A 24510-nucleotide genomic window follows, 5' to 3' on the forward strand; every position below is an offset into this window, starting at 1 on the left:
GGAGTTGACCGTGCCCACCACCTCGTCCACCGCCACCCACGACGTCGTCCTGATCGGCGGCGGCATCATGAGCGCCACCCTGGGCGTGCTGCTGCAGAAGCTCGAGCCCACCTGGTCCATCGCCCTGTACGAGAGCCTCGATCAGGCCGGCCTGGAGTCCTCCGACCCGTGGAACAACGCGGGCACCGGCCACGCCGCCCTGTGCGAGCTGAACTACTCGCCCATGGACAAGAACGGACGGGTGGACGTCACCAAGGCGCTGGGCATCAACGAGCAGTTCTGGACCACCCGCCAGTTCTGGTCCTCCCTGGTGGCGGACGGCACGCTCAAGGACCCCAAGTCCTTCATCAACCCGCTGCCGCACATGTCCTTCGTGTGGGGTGACGACCACGCGGACTACCTCCGCACCCGCTATGAGGCCATGTCCGCCCAGCCGCTGTTCGCCGGCATGGAGCACAGCGAGGACCCGGAGCAGATCCGTGCCTGGGCCCCGCTGCTGATCGAGGGCCGTGAGCCGGGCCAGCGCCTGGCGGCGTCCCGCAACACCGGCGGCACCGACGTCGACTTCGGCTCCCTCACCCGCCAGCTCATCACGGCCATGGCCAGCGCCGGCGCCGAGGTGCGCTTCGGTCACAAGGTCACCGGCCTCACCCGCGGCACGGACGGCCGCTGGGAGGTCAAGGTCAAGAACAAGGCCGCCGGCTCCGAGCTCGTGGACCGCGCCCGCTTCGTCTTCGTCGGTGCCGGCGGCGGCGCCCTGCCCCTGCTGCAGAAGTCCGGCATCCCCGAGGCCAAGGGCTTCGGCGGCTTCCCGGTCTCCGGCCAGTTCCTGCGCTGCACGGACGAGTCCGTGGTCAACCAGCACATGGCCAAGGTGTACGGCCAGGCCGCCGTCGGCGCCCCTCCGATGTCCGTGCCCCACCTGGACACCCGCTTCGTCAACGGCAAGCGCTCCCTGCTGTTCGGCCCCTACGCCGGGTTCTCCACGAACTTCCTCAAGACCGGTTCCTACCTGGACCTGCCGCTGTCCGTGCGCCCGCACAACCTCAGCACGATGCTGGACGTGGCCAAGGACAACATGGACCTGACCAAGTACCTCGTGACCGAGGTGCTGAAGTCCCGGGACAAGAAGATCGACGCGCTGCACGAGTTCTACCCGGAGGCCGACGGCGGCGAGTGGGAGCTGATCACCGCGGGCCAGCGCGTGCAGGTGATGAAGCGCAAGGGCCGCTTCGGCGGCGTCCTGCAGTTCGGCACCGAGGTCGTCGCCCACGCGGACGGCTCGCTCGGCGGCCTGCTCGGCGCCTCGCCCGGTGCCTCCACCGCGGCCCCCATCATGGTGAAGCTGCTCGAGCGCTGCTTCCCCGCGAAGATGGCCGGCTGGGACGGCACGCTCAAGGAGCTCATCCCGTCCCTGGGCCACACGCTCAACGACAACCCGGCGCTGCTGGACGAGGTCCGCACCGCCACGGACGCCGCACTGAAGCTGGCCTGACGCCGTGATGGGAGCGCTCGCACGGTTCTCACTCGGCCGGCGGGCGCTCGTGGCGCTCGTCACCGTGTTCATCGCGGTGTTCGGCGTCCTCTCCGCCGGGCAGCTCAAACGGGAGCTGATCCCCCCGCTCGAGCTGCCCGTCATCTCCGTGTCGACGCTCTACCCGGGGGCGTCCCCCGAGGTCGTGGACGCGCAGGTGGGAGAGCCCCTCGAGACGGCCCTGCAGGCCGTGGAGGGGCTCGAATCCTCGCGGTCCACGTCGCAGTCCGGCTTCAACGCGGTCCAGCTGGAGTTCGCCTACGGCACAGACCTGAACCGGGCCCGGTCCCAGGTGGACCGGGTGGTCGCCAACCTGGGGCCGCAGCTGCCGGAGGAGGCGGAGACCTCGTCCTTCGCGGGCTCCGTCTCCGACTTCCCGGTGGTCTTCCTCGCCCTGTCCGGGGATGAGGACCTCAACACCCTGCGCCGCCGCGCCGAGGACGTCCTGGCCCCGCGGCTGCAGAAGATCGACGGCGTCCGCGGCGCCGACGTGCTCGGCGGCACGGACGAGAACGTCTCCGTGGTCCCGGACCCGGCCGCGCTCGCCGCCGCCGGGCTGACCACCTCCGACATCACCGACGCGCTCGAGGAGAACGCCGGCCTCTTCCCCGTCGGCCAGGTCACCGAGGGCGCGACCACCTATCCCGTCCAGGCGGGCGCCGCCGTCGAGGACCTCGAGGGCCTGCGCGGGATCGTCGTCGCTCCCTCCGGCGACGGCGAACCGCGCACCCTGGACGAGGTCGCCGACGTCACCCTCGTGGCCGCGGCCCCCACCTCGCTGACCCGCACCGACGGGGTGCCGACGCTGTCCGTCTCCGTGACCGCGACCCCGGACGCCGACCTCGTGGCGGTCTCTCAGGCCGTGCGCGACGCCCTGCCGGAGCTGGCGTCCCTGGTCGGCGGCGGCGCGGACCTGACCGTGGTGTTCGACCAGGCCCCGTTCATCCAGCAGTCCATCGACACGCTGTTCCAGGAGGGCCTGCTGGGCCTGGCGTTCGCCGTGCTGGTGATCGCCGTGTTCCTGCTCTCGGTGCGCTCCACCCTCGTCACCGCCGTGTCCATTCCGCTGTCCCTGCTGGCCGCCCTCATCGGGGTCGCGGCCTTCGGCTACTCCCTCAACACGCTGACGCTCGGGGCGCTGACGATCTCGATCGGCCGGGTCGTGGACGACGCGATCGTGGTGGTGGAGAACATCCGCCGGCACCTCGGCCTGGGCGCCGACCGGCGCACCGCGATCCTCGACGGCACGCGCGAGGTCGCCACCGCGATCACCGCCTCCACCCTCGTCTCCGTGGCCGTGTTCCTGCCCATCGCCTTCGTGGGCGGCCTGGCCGGCGAGCTGTTCCGGCCCTTCGCCGTGACCGCCACGGTCGCCCTGCTGGCCTCCCTCGTCGTCGCCCTGACGATCGTGCCGGTGCTGTGCTGGTGGTTCCTGCGCGCCCCACGGCGCGGGGCCGAGACCACGGCCGTGCCCGCCGTCCCCGGCGACCGGCCCGTGGCGGCCGGCGGATGGCTCACCCGGGCCTACCGCCCGGTGCTGCGCTGGACGCAGCGGCACACCGTGGTCACCCTCGCCGCCGCCCTGGCGCTGCTGGCCGGCACGGCCGCGCTGGTCCCGCTGATCCCCACGAACCTCCTGGGCGACTCGGGACAGAACTCGTTCGTCGTCACGGCGGAGCAGGAGCCGGGGGCGTCGCTGGAGACGACGGCCGCCGCCGCCGAGCGCATCGAGCGCGTGCTGCTGGACACCGACGGCGTCGAGACCGTCCAGTGGACGGCCGGCACCGCCGCCGGTCCGATGGGGGCCTTCGGCGGCTCCTCGGCGGACCGGGCGCGGTTCACGGTGGTGACCGACCCGGATGCGGACCAGGTGGCTCTCCAGGACGGGGTGCGCGCCGAGCTCACCGGTCTCGACGGCGTGGGCGACGTGTCCGTCTCCACGCAGCAGGGGCCGAGCGGCGGCCAGGACATCGAGGTGGCCGTCTCCGCCCCCGACCCGCAGGCCCTCACCGCGGCCGCCGATCAGGTCGCCGAGGCGCTGCGGCCCGTCGAGGGTGCCCGCGAGGTGACGACGCCGGCTTCGGACCTGCGCCCGACGTTCCAGGTGGACGTGGACACCGTCGCCGCCGCCCGGCTCGGCCTGACCGAGGAGGCGGTGGCCGGCCAGGCCGCCGCCGCCCTGCAGGCCGTGCCCGTGGGCGACGTCCGCTTCGGGTTCGAGAGCTTCGCGGTGCAGCTGGGTGACCCGGAGCCGGTCGAGTCCCTCGACGCCCTGCGCCAGGTGCCCGTGGAGACGGCCGAGGGGCCCGTGCCGCTGGGGGACCTCGCCGAGGTCTCGCGAGTGCCGGTGCCCGCCCGGGTGACGTCCTCGAACGGCGAGCGGACCGCCGTCGTCACGGTGACCCCGGACGACGAGGACCTCGGGGCCGTCTCACGCCGGGTCACGCAGGCCGTGGCGGAGCTGGACCTGTCCGAGGGCGTCACCGCGGCCGTGGGCGGCGCGGCGGAGCAGCAGGCGCAGACGTTCCGGGACCTCGGGCTGGCGCTGCTGGCCGCCGTGGCGACCGTGTACGTCGTGATGGTGGCGACGTTCAACTCGCTGCGCCAGCCGCTCGTGCTGCTCGTGTCGATCCCCTTCGCCGCCACGGGCGTGTTCCTGGCGCTGCTGGCCACTGGCACGCCGCTGGGACTGTCCACGATGATCGGGCTGCTCATGCTGGTGGGCATCGTGGTGACGAACGCGATCGTGCTGATCGACCTGATCAACCAGTACCGCCGCGACCGCGGCATGACCTTGGACGAGGCGATCGAGGTGGGCGCGCTCAACCGCGTGCGCCCGGTGGTGATGACGGCCCTGGCCACCATCCTGGCCATGACCCCGATGGCCCTGGGCATCACGGGGCACGCGGGGTTCATCTCCCAGCCCCTCGCGGTGGCCGTGGTGGGCGGCCTGGTGTCCTCCACCCTGCTCACGCTCGTGCTCGTGCCCGTGCTGTACCGGCTCACCGAGGTCCGCGGGGAGCGCCGCCTGCAGGAGGAGCGCCGCGTCGCGGCCGAGCGGGAGGCGCAGCGCGTCGCGGCCGAGCGCGCGGCCGAGCGCGCGGCCGAGCAGGCGCGCCGGGCTGAGGAGCGTTGGGCGGCCCCGTCCGAGCTCGACGCCGGACGCCTCGGCCGACTCCGGCAGCGCCTCCGCCGGCGGTGGCGCCGGGCCTGACCTCACGCGTGGCGCGGGCCGGGGCGGCGGGGCGCACCCCCGTCGCTCAGGCGCCGTCGTGCACCGCGAGGCTCGAGCCGCGCCGGTCCTTGCGCACCTCGAGGCGCACGCCGATCTCCTGCCTCATCCGTTCGACGTGGGAGACGAGGCCCACGGTCCGGCCACCGGTCCGCAGGGTGTCCACGACGTCCAGGACGTCGTCGAGGGTGTCCGCGTCGAGCGAGCCGAAGCCCTCGTCCACGAAGAGCGTGTCCAGTTCGATGCCGCCGGCTTCGGCCTGCACGGTGTCCGCGAGCCCCAGGGCGAGGGCGAGGGAAGCCATGAAGGTCTCGCCGCCCGAGAGCGTGGCCGGGTGGCGCGTCTCGTCCACGTAGTGGTCCCGGATGACGAGTTCGAGGCCCTTGTTCCCGCGCCCGCCCACGGCGTCGGAGTACTCGATCGAATACCGCTGGTCCGTCATGGCGAGCAGACGCTCGGTGGCCGCGGCGGCGACCTCCTCGAGCCGCCCGGCGAGGACGTAGCTCGTCAGGGGCATCTTGAGCAGGTTCTCCCCGCCGCCGCGGACGAGGTCGAGCAGCCCCCGCACCCGCGTGTGCTCGGCGATGAGCCCGGCGGACCGCTCCAGGACCTCGGTCAGGGCGGATGACTGGCGACGCACCGTGGCGACGAGTGAATCGAGTCGCCCGACCGCCGTCGCCCGGGACGAGCTCGCGGCCTCGGCCGCGGCGAGCGCCTCGGCGGCGGCGCGGGTCTGCTCCTCGGTCGGCGGCTCGACGCCCGCCTCGGCGAGGGCGCGGCCCCGGCGGACGGGCTCGCTCGCCTCGAGCTCGGCGAGGCGGGCCCGTTCGGCGTGCCACTCCTGCACGGCGGCCGTGCGCGCGGCGACCTCCGTCTCCTCGAGGCGGGCCGCGCGCGCCGCGTCGACGTCGTCGAAGTGCTGTTCGGCCAGCGCGGCGGTGAGCGCCTGGTCGGTCTCGTCGGCGACCGCCCGGGCGCGCGCGTCCTCGTCCTGCGCCGCAGCGAGGGCGGCCAGGACCCGGCGTGCGGCGGTGACCTGGTCGCGGCGGGCGTCGAGGGTCTCGGCGTCACCGCGGGCGGCCTCGACGGCGTCCCGCAGCTCGGTCAGCCGGGCGGCACGGTGGGCGGCGGCCTCGGCGAGCCGACCGTCCTCGGCCGCGAGCGCGGCGGCGGTCTCGTCGGCCCCGGCGAGCGTCTTCTCGGCGGCGGTCAGCCGCCGGCGGTCCGCGGCGAGGTCCTTCGCCGCCTGGTCCAGCGCGGCCCGTTCGGCCTCGGCGCGCTCGAGCGCCTCTCGCGCGGCCTCGGGTGCGAGCCCGGCGGCGGCCTCGCGCGCCGTGCGGAGGGTCTGCTCGGCGGCGCGCAGGGCGGTCTCGGCGTCGGTCGCGGCCCGGTCGGCCGCGGTCCGGGCCTGCTCGGCGTCCCGCACGTCCGCCTCGGTCACAGCGGTGTCCGCGGTGGCGGCCGGAGCCGGGTGCTCGGGCGAGCCGCACACGGCGCACGGCTCGCCGGGCACGAGCCGCTCCGCCAGTTCGGAGGCGGCCTGCTCGTACCGGGCACGCAGCAGACCGACGTGCCGTTCGGCGGCCTCGCGTCGCCGCTCCTGTGCCTCCCGGTGGGCCCGGGCCGCGGTCTCTGCCTCGACGGCGCGGGCGGCCGCGGCCTCGGCGGCCGTGCGGCGCGCGGCCGCCTCGGACACGGCGCGGTCCACGGACTCCCGGGCGCCGAGACGCTCGGTGCCGCGTTCGACGGCCGCGCGGTGTGCCGCGACGGCCGCCTCACGCTCGGGGCGGGACTCGACCAGGGCGGCGCGGTCGCGGCCGATCTCGGCCCGCCGCTCCGCCGCGGCGGCCGCCTCCTGCTCCAGCTCGCCCATCCGGGCACGGTCCTGGACGGCGCGTGCCACCGCCTCCGCGGCGCGCTCGGCCTCCCCCAGCGCCTGGCGGGAGGCGGGCGCGTCGGCGGCCCCGTCCGCCCGGGCGGCGGCGAGCCACGCCGCCGCGGTCGGCTCGTCCTCGACGTGCGCCAGGGCCTCCGTCACCGCCTCCGACGCGGTGCCGGCGGCGTCCGCCGCCGCGGTGGCCCGCTGCGCGGCCGCGAGCACCCGCCCGGCGCGCTCATGGGCGTCGACGGCGCGGCGCCGCGCCGCGGCGGTCTCGGCCTCGGCGTCGTGGTCGCGTCGACGGCGCCCCCACGCCTCGGCCGCGGCCAGGTCCCGCCCGCGGGTCTCCAGCTCACGCGCCGTCACCCGGGCCCGCTGCTCCGCGGCGCGGGCCGTGGCGAGGCCGGCCCGTGCGTCCTCGTGCGCGCGACCCGCGCGCTCGGCGGCGAGGGCGAGCAGCCGCTCGTCCGTGTCCGGTGACGGCTCCGGCGCATGCCAGTCCGGGCCGAGCGCCTCGTGGAGCGCCTCGGCCAGCTGCGCCCGCGCAGTCCGGGCCACGTCCGCGTCCACGGCCACCGCGGTGTCCAGCCGGGCCGTCTCGCCGCGCAGGTGCTCCTCGACGCCGTCGAAGCGCTGCGTGCCGAAGAGCCGCCGCAGCAGGACGCGGCGCTCATCCGACTTCGCGGTGAGGAACTGGGCGAACTGCCCCTGGGGCAGCAGGACCACCTGCATGAACTGCTCGGCGTCCAGGTGCAGGACGGCCGCGATCTGCTGGCCGACCTCGTCCGCCCGGGTGAGCGGCGCCGTCCATTCCCCGGCCACGCGTTCCCGCAGGGAGACCGTGGCCGGCGTGGTGACGGTGGCGCCTCCCGCCGCGCTGCGTCTCCGGCGGGGCCGCTCGTGCTTGGGCGAGCGGACCACCTCGAAGCGCCGGCCCTGCACGGTGAACTCGACCTGCACCTCGGGGATCACCGCGCCGGGCTCGCGCAGCGTGGTCACGAGCGACTCGGCCGACCGTCCGCCCGGCACGGTCCCGTAGAGGGCGAAGCACAGCGCGGCCAGCACCGTGGACTTGCCCGCGCCGGTGGGCCCGTCCAGCAGGAACAGGCCGGACGCGTTGAGCCGGTCGAAGTCGACGTCCTGCGCCTGGGCGTAGGGCCCGAGCCCCTCCACGCGCATCCGGTGGATCCTCATGCGCGCACCTCCGCCGCGCGAGCGGCCTCGAGGGCGTCCCGCAGCAGGTCCTGCTCGGCCCCGCTGGCCGGCCGCTGCCGGACGTGGTCCACGAAACCGACCGCGAGCGCGTGGTCCGAGGGCGCCTGCCGCAGGACCTGGGCGTAGGTCCGCTCCCGGGCCCGCCTCCCGCCGGCCGGTTCGTGGCGGAAGACGAGCACGGAGGGGAACCGGGTCTTCAGACGCTCCAGGGCCCGCTCGGGGCGGTCGTCGTCGGTGACGGTGACCTGCACCCAGCACTGCTCCGCCCACGCGAACTCCGGGGACTCCAGCAGGTCCTCGATCGGCCCGGACAGCACCGCCAGGCGCCGTCCGGCGTCCCAGTCCACGGCCTCGACGTCGGTGACGGCCCCGCCCGTGACGTGGACGAGCCAGCCGCCCTTGCGGTGGCCCGCCTCGGAGAAGGAGTACGGCAGCGGTGAGCCGGAGTACCGCACGTGCTCTGCCAGCCGCTGGCGGCCGTGCAGGTGGCCCAGGGCCGCGTAGTCGAGCCCGTCGAACACGGAGACCGGCACCTGCCCCAGCGTGCCCACCAGCATCTCGGGCGGGGCGTCCGGCTCGACTTGCTCGCCCTCGCCGATGTCCCGTTCGGACTCGGAGCCGTGGCCCCCGGCCGCGAACAGGTGGGCCAGCACGACGGCGGCCACCGGCTCCGGCGTCTCGGCGCGGCGGGCGGCCAGATCGGCGTGGACGCGGCGGACCGCCTCCGTCAGCACGGCCGTGTGGTGGGGCTCCACGCCCCAGGCCGGTCCCTGGTGGCGCGGTTCGAGGTAGGGGATGCCGTAGACGGCCACGGTCTGGCCCGCGCCGCCGTCGACCCCGGGCTCGGTGAGCAGCACGGGGCGGTCCAGCTCCACCGCGTCCGCGCGCACGTGCACGCCCGCGGCCGCCAGGAGTCCGCCGCCGAAGCCGAGGCGCACCGCCGAGTCGTGGTTGCCGCTCGTGAGCACCACCTGGGCGCCGGCCGCGTGCAGCCGGGTGAGCGTCCGGTCCAGCAGCCGGACGGCGTCCGCCGGCGGCAGCGCGCGGTCGTACACGTCCCCGGCCAGCAGGACGGCGTCCACGCCGCGCTCCGTCACGGTCGCGACGAGGGCGTCCAGGACCTCCTCCTGGGCCTCGAGCAGCCCGGTGCCGTGGAACGACCGGCCCAGATGCCAGTCCGAGGTGTGCAGCAGGATCATGCGGCCCACTCTAGGGAGGGTGCGGACGGGATAAGCACGACGCGGTGCAGCTCGTACGATGGCGGCATGTCCGCCACCGCGCCCGAGCCCACCGCCTCCTCGTCCACGCCCCTGCCCGGCCCCGAGCACGCCGACCGGGTCATGGCCCTCCTCGCGGCCGGTGCCGCCGGGGACGCGCTGGGCGGCGTCGTCGAGTTCACCCCCGCGTCGGGGATCGCGGCGGTGCACGGCCCCGCCGGCGTCACCGACGCCGCGGACCTGCTCGCCCAGGAGGGCGCCCACGCCCTGCCGATCACCGACGACACGCAGCTGACGCTGTACGTGCTCGACGGCCTGCTCGAGTGGATCGAGTGGCAGAACGACGGCGTCCCGGCCGATCCCGCGGCGTGCGTGTGGCTCGCGTGCCTGCGCTGGTTCGCCACGCAGGACGGCGCGCTGCCCGAGGGCGCTCCCCCGGCCCCGCCCCGCTGGATCGACGCGCACGCGGAGCTGAAGGTGCGCCGCGCGCCGGGCACCGCGTGCCTGAGCGGGCTCGCCGAACCGGGGATGGGCCTGGCGGGCGACCCGCACAACCCGGGCTCGAAGGGCTGCGGGACGGTCATGCGCTCGGCCCCGTACGGGATGGTGCCGGGGCTCGAGGACCCGCACGTCGTGTCCCTCGCCCGCCAGGGGGCCGTCCTCACGCACGGCCACCCCACCGCGTGGGTCGCGGCGGGCGCGTACGCCCTCGTCGTCGCGGCCCTGCTGCGCGGCCTGGACCTGGCCGCCGCGGTCGCGCACGCCCGCGCGTGGCTCGACGGCCTGGGCGAGGAGGCCGAGGAGACCCGCGCCGCCGTCGCCGCGGCGGTGGTCCTGGCCGGCACCGTCGACGCCGACCCCGGCGCCCCCGGCGCCCTCCCCACCGCGCTCGGCGAGGGCTGGGTCGCGGAGGAGGCCCTGGCGATCGCGCTCTATGCCGCGCTCACCGCGCAGGCGGCACACCCGGCCGATCCGGCGGCGGCGCTCGCCCTGGCGCTGCGGATCGGCGTGAACCACGACGGCGACTCCGACTCCACGGCCTCGCTGGCAGGGCAGGTGCTCGGCGCGGCGCACGGCACCGCGGTGTTCGGCGCGCATGACCCCGCGGACCGCACCGCGGCCGAGGCCTCCGTCCCGGGGTGGATCGCCGAGCGAGAGGTCGTCCTGGAGGCCGCCCGGCGCTGGAGCGCCGCGACCACCTGAGCGGTTCAGCGCGCGGCGTCCGGCCAGTTCCCGTCGAGCATCTGCAGGAACTCCCCCTCGGAGACCAGGGCGATGGCCTGCCCCCGGTCCCGCCGGCGCAGGGCGTCCCGCGTCTTGCGGTGCGCCAGCGCCGTGGTCACGGCCTGCGGCGCCCCGTCCTCGGCGCGCGGGCGGTGCAGGTCCGCGGCCTCGAAGCCGTCCCCGACGACGAGCATCGTGGTGGCCGCGCCCACCCGGTTCGCGGTCTGCGCACCGTGCGCGGCCGCGCGCGTCTTGGCACTCTGACGCGACATGCCGATGCCGCCCGTGAACACCACCGTCTGGCCGAACAGGGGGTGGCCCGGGTCGGCGGTCGGGTCCGGGGGCGGGTTGACGCCCTCGTCCGGCCAGCGCATGAAGTCCGGCATGGCGCGTTCGTCCCGCAGCGGGACCCGCGCGTCGAAGACGCCCTCGGTGCGCCGGGCCTGGCGGGTGGCCTTCGACTCGGCGCCCGATCCCGCCGCCCGGGGGGCGAGGACGCTGACGCTCAGCCCCTGGGCCCGCATCAGGCGGTCGACGCCGCGGCCGGCCTGGCACATCGGTCAGCCCCGGCAGCACGTCCGCGTCGGCCGGCTGCTCCCCCAGCACACGCCAGGCGATGTCCACGAGGATGGCCGCGCAGGCCTCCGCGTCGGCCAGTGCGTCGTGGTGGCGTCCCGGGGTGAAGCCGGCCTCGCGCGCCGCGGAGGGCAGGGCGTACGAGGGCAGGTTGTAGACGCGGCGCGCCAGCACCAGGGTGCACACGAACTCCAGGCCCGGCACGTCCCGGCCGGAGACCTCGAGGCCGGACTCGATGACGCCGACGTCGAAGCCCGCGTTGTGCGCCGCGAGCACGTCCGTCCCCACGAAGTCCGCGAGCTCGTCGTACACCTGCGCGAACCGGGGAGCGTCCAGGACGCGGTCCTCGGTGATGCCGTGGATGCGCACGTTGCGGGGATCGAACCGGTCGAAGCCGACGGGCGGACGGATCAGCCACTCGGCACGGTCCACCATCACCCCGTCCCGCACCCGGACGGCGCCCACGGCACACGGGGAGCCGCGGAAGCCGTTGGCGGTCTCGAAGTCGATCGCGGTGAAGTCCAGCCCCGGCACGGGGGCCCGCCCGCCGCTCACGGGCGCGCGTCGAGCGCGTCCACCAGGTAGGGCAGCAGGGCGCGGAAGGCGTGCCCCCGGTGGCTGATCGCGTTCTTGTCCTCGGGGCTCAGCTGCGCGGTGGACACGTCCCGGCCCTCGGGCCGCAGGATCGGGTCGTAGCCGAAGCCGCCGTCCCCCACGGGCTCGCGCAGCAGCGTGCCGGGCAGGCGGCCGTGCTCGACGTGCTCAACGTGGATGGCCCGGGCGCCCGCGGCGTCCGGGCCGCTGGGGACCGCGAGCGCGGCGGCGCACACGAACTGGGCACCCCGATGCTCGTCCGGCACGTCGGCCAGCTGGGCCAGCAGCAGCTCGAGGTTGGCACGGTCGTCCCCGTGACGCCCGGCCCAGCGGGCCGAGAAGATCCCGGGGGCGCCGTGCAACACGTCCACGGCCAGACCGGAGTCGTCCGCGACGGCGATCAGCCCGGTGTGCGCGGCCACGGCGCGGGCCTTCTTCAGCGCGTTCTGGGCGAACGTGACGCCGTCCTCGACGACGTCCGGGGCGCCCACGGCGCCCGCGTCCACCACCGCGGTCTCCACGTCGAGGCCGGGCACGGCACCGGCGAGCAGCTGGCGCAGCTCGCGCACCTTGCCCGCGTTGTGCGTGGCGAGCACGACGCGGGCGCCCTCCGGCAGGCCCGGCGACGAGGCGGCGGGCACGCTCACGCCCGGTCCTCCGTGGCGGCGGCCAGGGTCTCGGCCTGGATGCGGGCCAGCTCGCCCGTGCCGATCAGGGCCAGGTCCAGCAGGGTGTCCAGCTCGGCGCGGGTGAACGGCGCGCCCTCGGCGGTCCCCTGCACCTCCACGAACTCCCCGGCCCCGGTGACGACCACGTTCATGTCCGTCTCCGCCTTCACGTCCTCCACGTACGGCAGGTCGAGGACGGGCACCCCGTCCACGATGCCCACGGACACCGCGGCGACGGAGTCCTTGAGGACGGCGGCGCCCTTCGCGAGGATCCCCTCGCGCCGCGCCCAGGCCACCGCCTCGGCGAGGGCGACGTAGGCGCCCGTGATGGCGGCGGTGCGGGTGCCGCCGTCGGCGTCGAGGACGTCGCAGTCCAGGACGATGGTGTTCTCCCCCAGGGCGGACAGGTCGATGACGGCGCGCAGGGACCGGCCGATCAGGCGGGAGATCTCGTGGGTGCGCCCGCCGATCCGGCCCTTGACGGACTCGCGCTGGCTGCGCTCGTTGGTGGCCCGCGGGAGCATCGCGTACTCGGCGGTGACCCAGCCGGTCCCCTCGCCCTTGAGCCAGCGCGGCACGCCCTCGGTGAAGGAGGCGGTGCACAGCACGCGGGTGTTCCCGAACTCGATCAGGGCCGAGCCCTCCGCCTGCCGGGACCAGCCCCGGGTGATGGTGATGGGGCGCAGCTCGTCGACGGCGCGGCCGTCCGGGCGGGGGGCGGTGGGGGCGGGAGAGCTCATGGCCTCCAGTCTAGGCACGCCCTCAGACGCCGTAGCTCAGCCCCGAGACGGCGACGGCCAGCGGGCCGTCGTACACCTCGCGGGCCTCCTGGACGGCGCGCTGCGGATCGTTCCACACCGGCAGGTGTGTGAGCAGCAGCTTCCGGGCCCCGGCCTGCGCCGCCGTCTCGCCGGCCCGTCGGCCGGTCAGGTGGACGCCGTCGATGCCGTCGTCCCGGCCCTCGTGGAAGGCGGCCTCGCACAGGAACACGTCCGCGTCCCGCGCGGCCTCGACGAGCCCCTCACATGCGTCGGTGTCCCCGGAGTAGGTGAGCACGCGGGTGGTGACGCCGCCGTCGTCGTCGACGCGGTCCACCTCGACCCGGATCGCGTAGGCCTCGTCGATGGGATGGCGTACGGGGACCGGGGTGAACCGGAACGGACCGAGCCGTTCGGGGCGGCCGGCGGCCCAGCACCGGAACTCGAAGTCCTGGTGCATCCCCGGCTCGGGGTCCATCCCGTACGCCTCGGCGATGCGGTCGGCGGTGCCGGCGGGTCCGTAGACGGGCAGCCGGCCGCGTCCCCAGCCGGCCGGGTTCCAGCGGATGGCCACGTGCATCCCGCACAGGTCCATGAAGTGGTCCGGGTGCAGGTGGGAGAGCAGGATGCCGTCCAGGTCCTCGAGCTCGACGTAGCGCTGCAGCACGCCGAGGGCGCCGTTGCCGAGGTCGAGCAGGATCCGCCAGGTGCGCGGGGTGACGCCGTCCGCGGCCACGCCCTCGGCGGTGAGGAGGTAGCACGAGGCGGGTGAGCCCGGGCCGGGGAAGGACCCGGAGGCCCCGATGATGGTCAGCTTCACGTCACACCCTCCTGCTCGGCGCCCAGCCGCACGAAGGCCGCCGAGCGCGTCGGGACCGGCGCGGCCGCGGGGCGGGGCGCGCCGATCGTCTCCAGGCGTCGCACGGACTCGACCTCGGGTCCGAGGAAGCGGCGCGCGAGGGCCTGGAAGTGGTCGGGGTCGCCGGTGGCGGCGAAGCGGTGGCGGGTGGCCTGGCCGGAGCCCGCGGCCGAGTGGGGGTGCTCGAGGCCGAGGCGGACCAGCTCCCGGTAGAGGTCCTTGGCGGTCTCCTCCGCGGAGGAGACGAGCGTGACGTCCTCCCCCATCACGAGCGAGAGGGCGCCGGTCAGCAGCGGGTAGTGGGTGCATCCCAGCACGAGGGTGTCCACGCCCGCCGCGCGCAGCGGGGCCGTGTACTCCCGGGCGGTCTCCAGCAGTTCGGGGCCGGTGGTGATGCCGGCCTCCACGAACTCCACGAACCGCGGGCACGCGACCGAGGTGATCTCGAGGTGCGGGGCGGCCGAGAACGAGTCCTCGTAGGCGCGGGACCCGACGGTCGCCTCGGTGCCGATCACGCCGATCCGGCCCGTGCGGGTGGCGGCCACGGCGCGGCGCACGGCGGGCTGGATCACCTCGATCACGGGGATGCCGTGGCCTCCCGTGTAGCGCTCGCGGGCGTCGCGCAGCACGGCGGCCGACGCGGAGTTGCACGCGATCACGAGCGCCTTGACGCCGCGCGCGACGAGCTCGTCCATGATCGCCAGGGCGAGGGCCCGCACCTCGGCGATGGGCCGCGGGCCGTACGGCGAGTGCTCCGTGTCGCCCACGTAGAGGATGGACTCGTGGGGCAGCTGGTCCATGATCGCCCGGGCCACGGTCAGCCCGCCCACGCCCGAGTCGAACACGCCGATCGGCGCGGCGGCGTCCACGGCGGCGCGCTGGCCGGTCACTGCTCGTCCTCCGCGTCCCCGGCGCCGGGCGCGGACTCGTCCGAGCCCTCGGGCAGCTCGCTGAGCATCTCCGTCATGAGCGTCTCCAGCAGCCACGAGGTGAAGTTGTAGAGCAGGGCCATGGTGGACTCGACGTCCTCCGCGCTGCGCCAGTCGTCCACGGCGTGCACGCGGGCGGCGTCCTCCTCGGTCTCGACGCCCAGGCGGGCGGCGAGGACGAGGCGCACGTCGTTGAGCGCGCGGCCGAAGGCCGGCGCCTGGTCGTGCGGGACCTCCACGCGCGTCGAGCGCAGCAGCTCGAGTGCCAGGCGCGCGTCCGCGAGCTTCCCCTCCGACAGGGCGTCCTCGGTCAGGGCCCGGTGGGCGCCCTGTTCGGCGGCGCCGGCCTGGGGCATCGCATCCGGCAGGAGGCGTGCGACGGCCGGGTCGGCGGGGGCCGAGCGCTGCGGCTCCGGGTCCTGGCTCAGGTGCAGCCCGGAGACCAGCCCCCAGAACGCGGCGTCGGACGCGTCCAGCCCGGCCACGGGGCCCGCGTCCTCCGCGGCGGACACGGACGGCGGCGCCGCCGGGAGATCTTCGGGCGTGTCGACGCCGTCGTCGGCGGCCGGGGCCCCGGCGGGGTCCGCCTCGGCGGGGCGCACGTCCGCGCGTCGGCCCTCGAGCAGGGCGACGACGTCCCTGACCAGCCCGCGCAGCAGGCGCACCTCCGGCAGCTCCAGCTGCGCCGTGTACCCCCGCCGCGTCCAGCGGAACCGTTCTGCCATGCCCCTCCTCAGTCCTCCGCCTGCTCGAGCGTGGCCCACAGCCCGTAGCCGTGCATCGCGCCCACGTGCAGCTCGGCCTTCTCCTTGGTGCCCGTCGCCACCACGGACCGGCCCCGCTCGTGGACCTCGAGCATGAGCCGCTGCGCCTTGGCCGCGGAGTAGCCGAAGTGAGTGCGGAACACGTAGGCAACGTAGCTCATCAGGTTCACCGGGTCGTTCCACACCACCACGTTCCACGGCCGGTCCCGGGTTGTGTCCTCGTGAGGCCGCTCCAGCAGGGCGGTGTCGGTGGCGCCGGCGGGGACGGACTCACCCGGCGCCGGACGCACGGCGCGCGGCGCGGACGGATCGTGGCGGGTCAGCACGGACATGCGCCCCAGTGTACGAGGCGGGCGGGCCAGGACCGGCCCCGCCACGGTCCACTAGGGTGGGCGCGTGAGCCAGAACCCCGTGCCCAGCGCCCCGCGGACCGCCGACGACTGGCAGATCCCCACGGCGCTGATGACCGACCACTACGAGCTGACCATGCTCCAGGCCGCGCTGAAGGCCGGCACCGCGCACCGCCGCTCCCGCTTCGAGCTGTTCACCCGACGCCTGCCCAGCGGCCGCCGCTACGGCGTGGTGGCCGGCGTGGGCCGCGCGCTGGAGGGCCTGTCCCGCTTCCGGTTCGACACGCCCGAGCTCGACTTCCTCGCGGACACCACCGCCCTCGACGACGCCACGCTGGCCTGGCTCGCCGACTACGAGTTCACGGGCGACATCGTGGGCTACGCCGAGGGCGAGGCCTACTTCCCGCACTCCCCCCTCCTGCAGGTGGAGTCGACGTTCGCCGAGGCGTGCATCCTGGAGACCTACCTGCTCTCCATCTACAACTACGACTCCGCCGTGGCCTCCGCCGCCTCCCGCATGACGGCCGTCGCGGACGGCCGCCCGTGCGCCGAGATGGGCTCGCGCCGCACGCACGAGGAGTCCGCCGTGGCCGCCGCCCGCGCCGCGGCCATCGCGGGCTTCACCGCGACCTCGAACCTCGAGGCGGGCCGCCGGTACGGCATCCCGACCGTCGGCACCGCCGCCCACTCCTTCACCCTGCTGCACGACTCGGAGCGCGCCGCCTTCGAGGCCCAGGTCGCCGCGCTCGGAGCGGACACCACCCTCCTCGTGGACACGTATGACGTGGAGCAGGGCGTGCGCACCGCGGTCGAGGTGGCCGGCCCGGCCCTGCGGAACGTCCGGGTCGACTCCGGCGACCTCGTGATCCAGGCCCACCGCGTGCGCGAGCTGCTCGACGAGCTGGGCAACACCGAGACCGGGATCATGGTCACCTCGGACCTGGACGAGTACGCGATCGCCGCCCTGCGCTCCGCCCCCGTCAGCTCGTACGGCGTGGGCACGCGCCTGGTCACCGGGTCCGGCGCGCCCACCGCCTCCATGGTCTACAAGCTCGTGGCCCGCCAGGACGACGACGGCACGTGGGTGGACGTGGCCAAGGCCAGTTCCGGCAAGGCCAGCCGGGGCGGCCGCAAGGAGGCCGCGCGCCGCCGCGACCCGCGGGGCCGGGCCACCGCCGAGGTGATCGGCGTCAACCGCAGCGCCGCGCCCGACGCCGACGACCGTCCCCTGCTGCACCGTTTCGTGCACGCCGGCGAGCTGGCCGAGGGCTGGACCGGCCCCGAGGCCGTGACCCGCGCCGCCGAGCGGCACGCCGCCTCCCTGCGCGAGCTGCCCGCCTCGGTGGGCCGCCTGCAGCCGGGCGACCCCGCCATCCCGACCATCTTCCTGGAGGACTGACCCATGGAGAACCTGAACCGCGCCCTGGTGATCGTGGACGTGCAGAACGACTTCTGCGAGGGCGGCGCCCTCGGCGTGACCGGCGGCGCCGCCGTCGCGGCCGGGGTCAGCGAGCACCTGGCCGAGCACGCGGACGCCTACGCGGCCGTGGCCGCCACGCGCGACTGGCACGTCGACCCGGGCACGCACTTCGCCGCGGCCACCGGCGCCGAGCCGGATTTCCGCACCACCTGGCCGGTGCACTGTGTGGCCGGCACCGCCGGCGCCGAGCTGCATCCCGACCTGGACGCCGAGCACCTCGACGCCGAGTTCCTCAAGGGCCTGCACACGGACGCCTACTCCGGCTTCGACGGCGCCCTCGGCGAGCCCGACGCCGTCCCGACCGGGGCCGCGGGCGAGCGCCCCTCCGGGACCGTCGGCCCGTACGGGGCCACCGCCGTGGCCGCGGCCGCCGTCGAGTCCGGCGCCCCCGGCCTCGACGAGTGGCTCCGTGAGCAGGGCGTGGACGCGATCACCGTGGTGGGCATCGCGACGGATCACTGCGTGCGCGCCACCGTGCTCGACGCCCTCGACGCCGGCTACGAGGTCACGGTGCTGACCGACCTGGTGGCCGGCGTCGACGAGGCGGCCGCCCAGGCCGCGCTCCACGAGATGGAGGCCGCCGGGGCCATCCTGGCGACCTCCTGAGCCCCGTGGACGACTTGCGGCCCGGTCGCGGCCGGTGCCCCGTCCGGCCCCACGACGGCGGCGACGGCGATACCGGCCTGGGCCCCGCCCTGCCCGTCCGCAGGGTGACGGAGCACGCGCTCGGCGAGCGCCTGGACCGCTCCGGCTGGCCGGCCACGGTCCCCGCGGTCCGGCAGCTGCTGGACGACGGACTGGACCTCGGACCGGCCACCGTCCTGGTCGGCGCGAACGGTGCGGGCAAGTCCACGCTCGTGGAGGCGATCGCGGAGGCCGCCGGGCTGAACCCGGAGGGCGGCACCCACCACGTCCGCCATTCGACGCGCGTCACCGAGTCCGCGCTGGCCGAGCACCTGCAGCTGACCCGCGGCGCCGGCGCGCCGCGCGGCGGCGTGTTCCTGCGGGCCGAGGCCATGCACGGGCTGTTCACCTACCTGGAGGGCGTGTCCAGGGGACCGAGCCTGCACCGCATGAGCCACGGGGAGTCCTTCCTCGCGTTCTGCCGCGAGCGGGCCTCGGTGCGCGGGCTATGGGTCCTGGACGAGCCCGAGTCCGCCCTTTCCTTCGAGAACTGCCTCGCCCTCACCGCCTTTCTGCTGGAACGGCTCGAGGCCGGCTGTCAGGTCCTGCTCTCCACGCACTCCCCGGTCCTCGCGGCCCTGCCGGGGGCGCGGATTCTCGAGGCCGGCGAGCACGGCCTGCGCGAGGCCCGCTGGGAGGACCTGGAGACCGTGGACCACTGGCGCCGTTTCCTCGCGGGCCCGGAGCGGTATCTGCGGCATCTGTGAGGCGGAGGGCGCAGAGACCCGTGCCGCCGGCCCTCCTCCACGCGTCGGCCGACACTGTGGCGGATATCACGTCATGGGGCAGAATGGCGGGACACCCGGTGCCCGACGCAGACGAGGAGAGCAGCCATGACCGACTCCCCCATCGCCGCCGACCGGGACGGCATCCGCTACCTCTCCGGAGCGATCCCGGCCGCCGACGACGTCCGCGCCCTCTACGACGCCGTGGGCTGGTCCGCCTACACGGCGGACATGGACACGCTCATGGGCGGGCTGCAGGGCTCGGCCACGGTGGTGACCGCCTTCGACGGCGGCCGTCTGGTCGGTCTGGCCCGCGTGGTCTCCGACGGCCACACCATCGCCTACCTGCAGGACATCCTCGTGGATCCGGGGCACCAGCGCCGCGGCATCGCCTCCGAGATGCTGCGCCGCGTCTTCGCCCGGTTCGGCCACGTGCGTCAGCACGTGCTGCTCACGGACACCGAGGAGCGCCAGCGCGCCTTCTACGAGGCCCATGGATTCCGCGAGTCCCGTGACGTGGAGGGCGACGAGCTGCGCGCCTTCGTGCGTTTCCAGTCCCGGGACGGCTGAATCCGGCGCTCAGGCCGCCACGGCCCGCCGCTGCCCCCGGGCGGGGGCGGCGGCGAGATCGCCGAGCCGCTCGGCCTCGTGCGGGCCGGGCTGCATGGCGCGCAGCGCGGTGACGATGGCCACGACGTCCACGAGCTCCTGGAACAGCGCGCCGACCAGGGCCGGGATGGCGCCCGTTGCGGCGATGACCATGAGGACCAGGGAGAGCGCGATGCCGACCCAGATCGACTGGGTCGCCACCTGCAGGGTGCGCTGGCCGGCGGCCACCGCGACGGCGACCTTGGAGACGTCGTCGGCGAGCACCACGACGTCGGCGGACTCGGAGGCGGCGGTCGTGCCGCGGGCGCCCATGGCCACGCCCACGTCCGCGGCGGCGAGCACGAGGGCGTCATTGACGCCGTCACCGACCATCATCACCGGGCGCTGCGGGCGCTCGGAGAGCAGGCGGACCTTGTCCGCGGGCAGCAGGTCCGCGTGGACCTCGTCGATGCCCGCCTCCCCGGCGATGTGCCGTCCGGTGGCCTCGGCATCGCCGTGAGCATGAGGACCTGTCGTGCGCCGAGGCGGTGGAGCGCCTGCACGGTGGCGGCGGACTCGGGGCGGATGCGGTCGGCCAGCAGCAGGACGCCGGCGGAGGCGCCGTCCACGGCCACGTAGACGGCGGACTGGCCGGGGGCGAGGTCGGCGGTGGCGGTGTCCGGGGCGGCCTGCGTGACGTAGACGCGCTTGCCGACGACGACGCGGCGTCCCTCCAGCACCGCCACGACGCCGTGGGTGGCCTCCTCCGTGGCATCCTGCGCGGTCGCCAGGGACAGCCCGCGTTCCTCGGCCGCCGTGCGGATGGCGTCGGCGAGCACGTGCACGGAGTACTGCTCGGCGGAGGCGGCCAGGCGCAGCAGCTCGTCCTGGGCGAAGCCGGCGGCCGGTCGCACGCCGACCAGCTCGGGGCGGCCGGCGGTGAGGGTGCCGGTCTTGTCGAAGCCCACGGTCTGCACGGAGCCGAGGGCCTCGGTGGTCCCGCCGGACTTCACGATCACCCCGGACGTGGCGGCGCGGGACATGCCGCCGAGGAAGGCCACCGGAGCGGCGATGAGCAGCGGGCACGGCGTGGCCACCACGAGCACCTCGGCGAAGCGGACCGGGTCCTGGGACAGCGACCAGGCCAGGCCGGCGATCAGGTAGGCGACGGCGGTGAACGGCACGGCGTAGCGGTCGGCCAGGCGCACCATGGGGGCGCGGGACTAGGCCGCCTGCTGCACGAGGGAGACGATGGCCGCGTACTGCGAGTCGGCCGCGGAGGCGGTCGCCTCGAGCACGAAGGCGCGGGTGCCGTTGAGCGCGTCGGACATCACGGCCGAGCCGGTGCGGTGCGTGACGGGCAGGGGCTCGCCGGTCAGGGAGGACTCGTCCAGGTCCACGGCGACCTCACCGCCGTCCTCGGCGGAGGCCATGATGCCGTCCACGGGAAGCACCTCGGCGGGACACACCAGGAGCCGGTCGCCGGCACGCACCTGCTCCACCGGCACGTCCTCCACGGAGCCGTCCGGACGCAGGCGATGCGCGCGCTGCGGGGCGCGGTCCAGCAGGGCAGACAGATCCCGCCGGGCGCGGCCGGCCGCGTAGTCCTCGAGGGCCTCCCCGCCGGTGAGCATCAAGCAGACGAGCACGGCGGCGAGGTACTCCCCCACCAGCACCGTGGCGACGATCGCGGTGACGGCGAGGATGTCCACACCTCAGTGCCCGCGCAGGAGGTCCCTGACCATGCCCACCGAGGTCCACGCGGTCACCACCAGGGCATACGCAGAGGCGATCCAGCGCGCCGGATCCTCCGCCCCCCACGTGCAGGCCAAGGGTGAGGGCGACAACGCCGAGCGTCGCCAGCACCCACGGGTACCGCGCGGCGAGGCCGAGGACAGCGGGGGGCGACGACGGCGGGGCGGTCGACGGGGACGGGGCGGACACGGGCATGGCGGCTCCTGACGACGTGCCCCCATTCCAGCCTGTCCGCGCGCTGGATTAGAGCCAGGCGAGACGAGCCTCAGCCCGCCGCGTGCGGGCCTTCAGGCCCAGTCGGCGGAGCCCCTCGCTGACGGGATGGCATGTCGCGCATCGCTTTCGGCAACATGTTCAACCATTTTTGCCCTCCTGAATGCAGAGTAAAAAACCCTCGCACTATCTGCAAATGACTCATCCGAGTTCCATGAATAGATGAAATAGTCAATATCAAGGATATCATAGACCCCAGCAATGTCGCACTCATGTGGAGTTAAGCCCACAGGCGCCAACTGCTTGGCGCGGAACTCTATAGACGTTAGATCATCAATTGGCCGTGATGACGGCCATTGGCCGACACCAAAAGTCCCACCGCCGAAGAGTCGCCCCGCCACGCGCTCCGCCTGCCGGATCCACCGAGGCCGCTGCTGCGCTTCGGCAGCAGCAAGGGCCTTAATGAGGCAAGGGTCGATATTTTCACGCATACATATGGAATCGATCTGAGACCACGTCTTCTGTCCGATGTCCTTAATGGAGTAATCGATTTCCATTTGCACATCCGGACCGGACCGGGTGTTGAATCGCTGGAAAGATATCGCCAAAACGGAAGCGAACAGGGCTGTCCAGAGTGCAATCACAAGCTCCCTGACCGACGGAACCAGGACAGAGAAGTGCGGGTATACCAACACTGCGACACTGCAATAAATCGTTGTGACAACTACAGACGCCGAAAGGTAGACAGTATTCACTGTAGACAATTGTCTCAATGCGCCCTTTGGGCTGAAAGTAGACCGAATTTCCGCCAAGGTCGAATAGGTCCAGAATACGAATGCTGACGTCCAATACGGGTCCCCTCCGGACTCCACGGCCAAGTTCAGGGCCAGGACAGTCACGGAAAATGTAGGTATTCCCCTGTATATAAGTAGATACTTTACCGAGCTTCCTCTTGGCATTAAATCAAGAGAGTCCCGAGCTGTCGCATACACTTCGGGCCATCTAGTGCCAATAGCCTGGTAAATTAGCCATAAAAATATTCCCCCTAAAGATCCGATTACGATTGACACACCCGCCCCCTAGAGTCTCGAATCTGGACCTCAGGTCCGGCCGACGAACCACCCGCGCAGGGTGCTCAGCCGCTTCTCCAGCTGCTCGCGGGAGGCCTGGGCCACGGCGGGGCCGCCGGAGATCTCCCGCAGGCGGTTGTGGATCACCCCGTGCGGCTGGCCGGAACGGGCCGCCCAGGCGGACACCGTCTTGGACAGCTCGGAGCGCAGCTCCTTCATCCGCCGGTGGTCCACGACGTCGGCGGGCTCGGCCGCCTGCGCGCGCGGCCGGCGCTGGATCTGCTCGGCCTGCCGCTGCCGCAGCAGGGCGGAGACCTGCTCGGCGTCCAGCAGGCCCGGGATGCCGAGGAAGTCCTGCTCCTCCTCCGAGCCGACGGCGCCGCCGAGGCCGAACTCGCCGCCGTCGAAGAGCACCTTGTCGAAGCTGGCCCGGGACTCGAGGGCCTCGAACTTCTCCCGCGTCAGTGCGTCCGAGCCGCTCTCGGCCCGGTTGGCCTCCGCGATCAGGTCTTCCTCGGGGGCGTCCTCGAGGTCCTCGACGTCGACGGCGCCCTCCTTGCGGTCCAGCGCGTGGTCCCGCTCGAGCTCCATCTCGTTGGCCAGCAGCATGAGCGCGGGCACGGACGGCAGGAACACCGACGCGGTCTCCCCACGCCGCCGAGAGCGCACGAAGCGGCCCACGGCCTGGGCGAAGAACAGGGGCGTGGACGTGGACGTGGCGTACACGCCCACGCACAGGCGGGGCACGTCCACGCCCTCGGACACCATGCGCACCGCCACCATCCAGCGCTCGTCCGACGCGGCGAACTCCTCGATGCGGTCCGAGGCGCCCTTGTCGTCCGAGAGGATCACGGCCGGCCGCTGGCCGGTCAGCGCCTCGAGCTGCGCGGCGTACGCGCGCGCGTCCTGGTGGTCCGTGGCGATCACGAGGCCACCGGCGTCGGGCACGTTGTGGCGCACCTCGCTGAGCCGCCGGTCGGCCGCGCGCAGCACGGACGGGATCCACTCGCCGGCCGGGTCGAGTGCGGTGCGCCAGGCGGAGGCGGTGATGTCCTTCGTGGCCGCCTCGCCGAGCTGGGCCTCCATGACCTCGCCGGTGGAGGTCTTCCAGCGCATCTGCCCGGAGTAGGCCATGAAGATCACGGGACGCACCACGTGGTCCCGCAGCGCCGGGCCGTAGCCGTACGTGTAGTCCGCCTTGGACCGCGCGATGCCGTCCGCGCCGAGCTCGTAGCGGACGAAGGGGATGGAGGCGGTGTCGGAGCGGAACGGGGTGCCGGTCAGGGACAGACGCCGCGCGGCCGGCTCGAACGCCTCGCGGATGCCCTCGCCCCAGCTCAGGGCGTCGCCTCCGTGGTGGATCTCGTCGAGGATCACGAGGGTCTTGGCAGCCTCGGTGCGGTTCCGGTGCAGGACGGGCTTGTTCGCCACCTGGGCGTACGTCAGGGCCACCCCACGGTACTCGGCGCCGTGCCGCCCGTCCGCGTTCTTGAAGTTCGGGTCGATCGCGATGCCCACGCGCGCGGCGTTGTCCGCCCACTGGCGCTTGAGGTGGTCCGTGGGCGCGACGACGGTCAGCCGCTGCACCACGCCGGAGTCCATCAGGATCTTGGCCACGCGCAACGCGAACGTGGTCTTGCCCGCGCCGGGGGTCGCGACCGTCAGGAAGTCCTGCGGCGCGGTCTCGAGATAGCGCTCCAGCGCCTCCTGCTGCCACTGGCGCAGCTTGGGGGCCGTCCCCCACGCCGCGCGCTCGGGCATGGCGGGGGGAAGGTCCTCGCCGATGTGGAACAGGTCGTGCTGGACGCTGCCGTCCGGGGTGCCGCTCGTCAGGGAGCGGCCGTCAGCCACGGCCGCGGCCTCCGAACCAGCCACCGCGCTTGCCGCCGCCGTCGCCGTCGCCGCCGTCCTGCGGCTCGCGCAGGCCCTCGTAGATCTCCTTGCACGTGGGGCACACGGGGAACTTGTTCGGGTCCCGGCCCGGCACCCACACCTTGCCGCACAGGGCGATCACGGGGGCGCCGGTGACGGCGGACTCCGTGATCTTCTCCTTGCGGACGTAATGGGCGAAGCGCTCGTGGTCGCCCGGCTCGATCTCCTGGCGCAGCTCCTCACGCTCGAGGACGGACGTGCCGCCGCCGGCGGGCGCGAAGGGGTCGTTCAGGTCGGGTTCGCCGGTCACACTCATGCGGGCCA

At 74.2% G+C, this 24510-nt stretch carries 18 protein-coding genes and 2 pseudogenes; 7 read left to right on the forward strand and 13 right to left on the reverse strand.

Annotation, left to right across the window (positions count from 1 at the left end; translation table 11 throughout):
• Nucleotides 1–10: 10 nt before the first annotated feature.
• Nucleotides 11–1495: a malate:quinone oxidoreductase gene (locus SOY78_RS08390; RefSeq protein WP_324701432.1), complete on the forward strand. Its 1485-nt coding sequence runs from the start codon at nt 11–13 to the stop codon at nt 1493–1495.
• Nucleotides 1496–1502: 7 nt separating this feature from the next.
• Nucleotides 1503–4748, forward strand: a complete 3246-nt coding sequence (locus tag SOY78_RS08395) for an efflux RND transporter permease subunit (RefSeq protein WP_141842651.1) — start codon at nt 1503–1505, stop codon at nt 4746–4748.
• 46 nt (nt 4749–4794) lie between these two features.
• Here the strand turns inward: SOY78_RS08395 and SOY78_RS08400 are convergent, their stop codons facing one another.
• Complete coding sequence (locus SOY78_RS08400; RefSeq protein WP_317676796.1) at nt 4795–7839, reverse strand: SMC family ATPase; 3045 nt, start codon at nt 7837–7839, stop codon at nt 4795–4797.
• The gene (locus SOY78_RS08405; protein ID WP_141842642.1) at nt 7836–9059 is read right to left on the reverse strand and encodes an exonuclease SbcCD subunit D; all 1224 of its coding nucleotides are present in this window, start codon (nt 9057–9059) and stop codon (nt 7836–7838) included. Before SOY78_RS08405 ends, SOY78_RS08400 begins: the two co-directional genes overlap by 4 nt.
• A 66-nt stretch (nt 9060–9125) precedes the next feature.
• Here SOY78_RS08405 and SOY78_RS08410 point away from each other — a divergent pair, with 66 nt between their 5' ends.
• Nucleotides 9126–10280 (forward strand): ADP-ribosylglycohydrolase family protein, encoded by a 1155-nt coding sequence (locus tag SOY78_RS08410; RefSeq protein ID WP_141842640.1) that lies wholly within the window; start codon nt 9126–9128, stop codon nt 10278–10280.
• A 5-nt stretch (nt 10281–10285) separates the two neighbouring features.
• Here the strand turns inward: SOY78_RS08410 and SOY78_RS08415 are convergent.
• The 7 genes and pseudogenes from SOY78_RS08415 to clpS form a co-directional block, all read right to left on the reverse strand.
• Nucleotides 10286–11432: pseudogene (locus tag SOY78_RS08415) on the reverse strand (exonuclease domain-containing protein).
• A complete protein-coding gene (locus tag SOY78_RS08420) occupies nt 11429–12118 on the reverse strand; it encodes a non-canonical purine NTP pyrophosphatase (protein ID WP_141842636.1) in 690 nt (229 codons plus the stop codon). The pseudogene SOY78_RS08415 and the gene SOY78_RS08420 overlap by 4 nt, the downstream one beginning before the upstream one ends.
• Nucleotides 12115–12879, reverse strand: a complete 765-nt coding sequence (rph, locus tag SOY78_RS08425; RefSeq protein ID WP_036382145.1) for a ribonuclease PH — start codon at nt 12877–12879, stop codon at nt 12115–12117. Before rph ends, SOY78_RS08420 begins: the two co-directional genes overlap by 4 nt.
• A 22-nt stretch (nt 12880–12901) precedes the next feature.
• Complete coding sequence (locus tag SOY78_RS08430) at nt 12902–13717, reverse strand: MBL fold metallo-hydrolase (protein WP_324701433.1); 816 nt, start codon at nt 13715–13717, stop codon at nt 12902–12904.
• Nucleotides 13714–14646 carry a glutamate racemase gene (murI, locus tag SOY78_RS08435; RefSeq protein ID WP_036382151.1) on the reverse strand — a complete coding sequence of 311 codons (933 nt, stop codon included), beginning with the start codon at nt 14644–14646 and terminating at the stop codon, nt 13714–13716. The genes SOY78_RS08430 and murI overlap by 4 nt, the downstream gene beginning before the upstream one ends.
• A complete protein-coding gene (locus SOY78_RS08440) occupies nt 14643–15410 on the reverse strand; it encodes a DUF2017 family protein (protein WP_036382154.1) in 768 nt (255 codons plus the stop codon). The genes murI and SOY78_RS08440 overlap by 4 nt, the downstream gene beginning before the upstream one ends.
• An 8-nt stretch (nt 15411–15418) precedes the next feature.
• Nucleotides 15419–15781: an ATP-dependent Clp protease adapter ClpS gene (gene clpS / locus SOY78_RS08445; protein ID WP_036382156.1), complete on the reverse strand. Its 363-nt coding sequence runs from the start codon at nt 15779–15781 to the stop codon at nt 15419–15421.
• 64 nt (nt 15782–15845) lie between these two features.
• Here clpS and SOY78_RS08450 point away from each other — a divergent pair, with 64 nt between their 5' ends.
• The 4 genes from SOY78_RS08450 (at nt 15846) to SOY78_RS08465 (ending at nt 19258) form a co-directional block, all read left to right on the forward strand.
• Complete coding sequence (locus tag SOY78_RS08450) at nt 15846–17198, forward strand: nicotinate phosphoribosyltransferase (RefSeq protein WP_010079001.1); 1353 nt, start codon at nt 15846–15848, stop codon at nt 17196–17198.
• Between the two features lie 3 nt (nt 17199–17201).
• Nucleotides 17202–17885 (forward strand): isochorismatase family protein, encoded by a 684-nt coding sequence (locus SOY78_RS08455; RefSeq protein ID WP_036382159.1) that lies wholly within the window; start codon nt 17202–17204, stop codon nt 17883–17885.
• Between the two features lie 104 nt (nt 17886–17989).
• Nucleotides 17990–18670: an ATP-binding cassette domain-containing protein gene (locus SOY78_RS08460; protein WP_223246448.1), complete on the forward strand. Its 681-nt coding sequence runs from the start codon at nt 17990–17992 to the stop codon at nt 18668–18670.
• A 126-nt stretch (nt 18671–18796) separates the two neighbouring features.
• On the forward strand, nt 18797–19258 hold the full coding sequence (locus tag SOY78_RS08465) for a GNAT family N-acetyltransferase (RefSeq protein ID WP_036382162.1): 462 nt from the start codon (nt 18797–18799) through the stop codon (nt 19256–19258).
• A gap of 9 nt (nt 19259–19267) precedes the next feature.
• Here the strand turns inward: SOY78_RS08465 and SOY78_RS08470 are convergent.
• The 4 genes and pseudogenes from SOY78_RS08470 to SOY78_RS08485 form a co-directional block, all read right to left on the reverse strand.
• A pseudogene (locus SOY78_RS08470) lies at nt 19268–21226 on the reverse strand (heavy metal translocating P-type ATPase).
• Between the two features lie 92 nt (nt 21227–21318).
• The gene (locus SOY78_RS08475; protein WP_141842634.1) at nt 21319–21801 is read right to left on the reverse strand and encodes a hypothetical protein; all 483 of its coding nucleotides are present in this window, start codon (nt 21799–21801) and stop codon (nt 21319–21321) included.
• Between the two features lie 543 nt (nt 21802–22344).
• Nucleotides 22345–24165, reverse strand: a complete 1821-nt coding sequence (locus tag SOY78_RS08480; RefSeq protein WP_080695957.1) for a DEAD/DEAH box helicase — start codon at nt 24163–24165, stop codon at nt 22345–22347.
• Complete coding sequence (locus tag SOY78_RS08485; RefSeq protein WP_010079007.1) at nt 24158–24502, reverse strand: DUF3039 domain-containing protein; 345 nt, start codon at nt 24500–24502, stop codon at nt 24158–24160. Before SOY78_RS08485 ends, SOY78_RS08480 begins: the two co-directional genes overlap by 8 nt.
• Nucleotides 24503–24510 lie beyond the last annotated feature (8 nt).

It is taken from the genome of Micrococcus sp. HOU01 (genome assembly GCF_035609305.1).
Lineage (GTDB): Bacteria > Actinomycetota > Actinomycetes > Actinomycetales > Micrococcaceae > Micrococcus > Micrococcus luteus.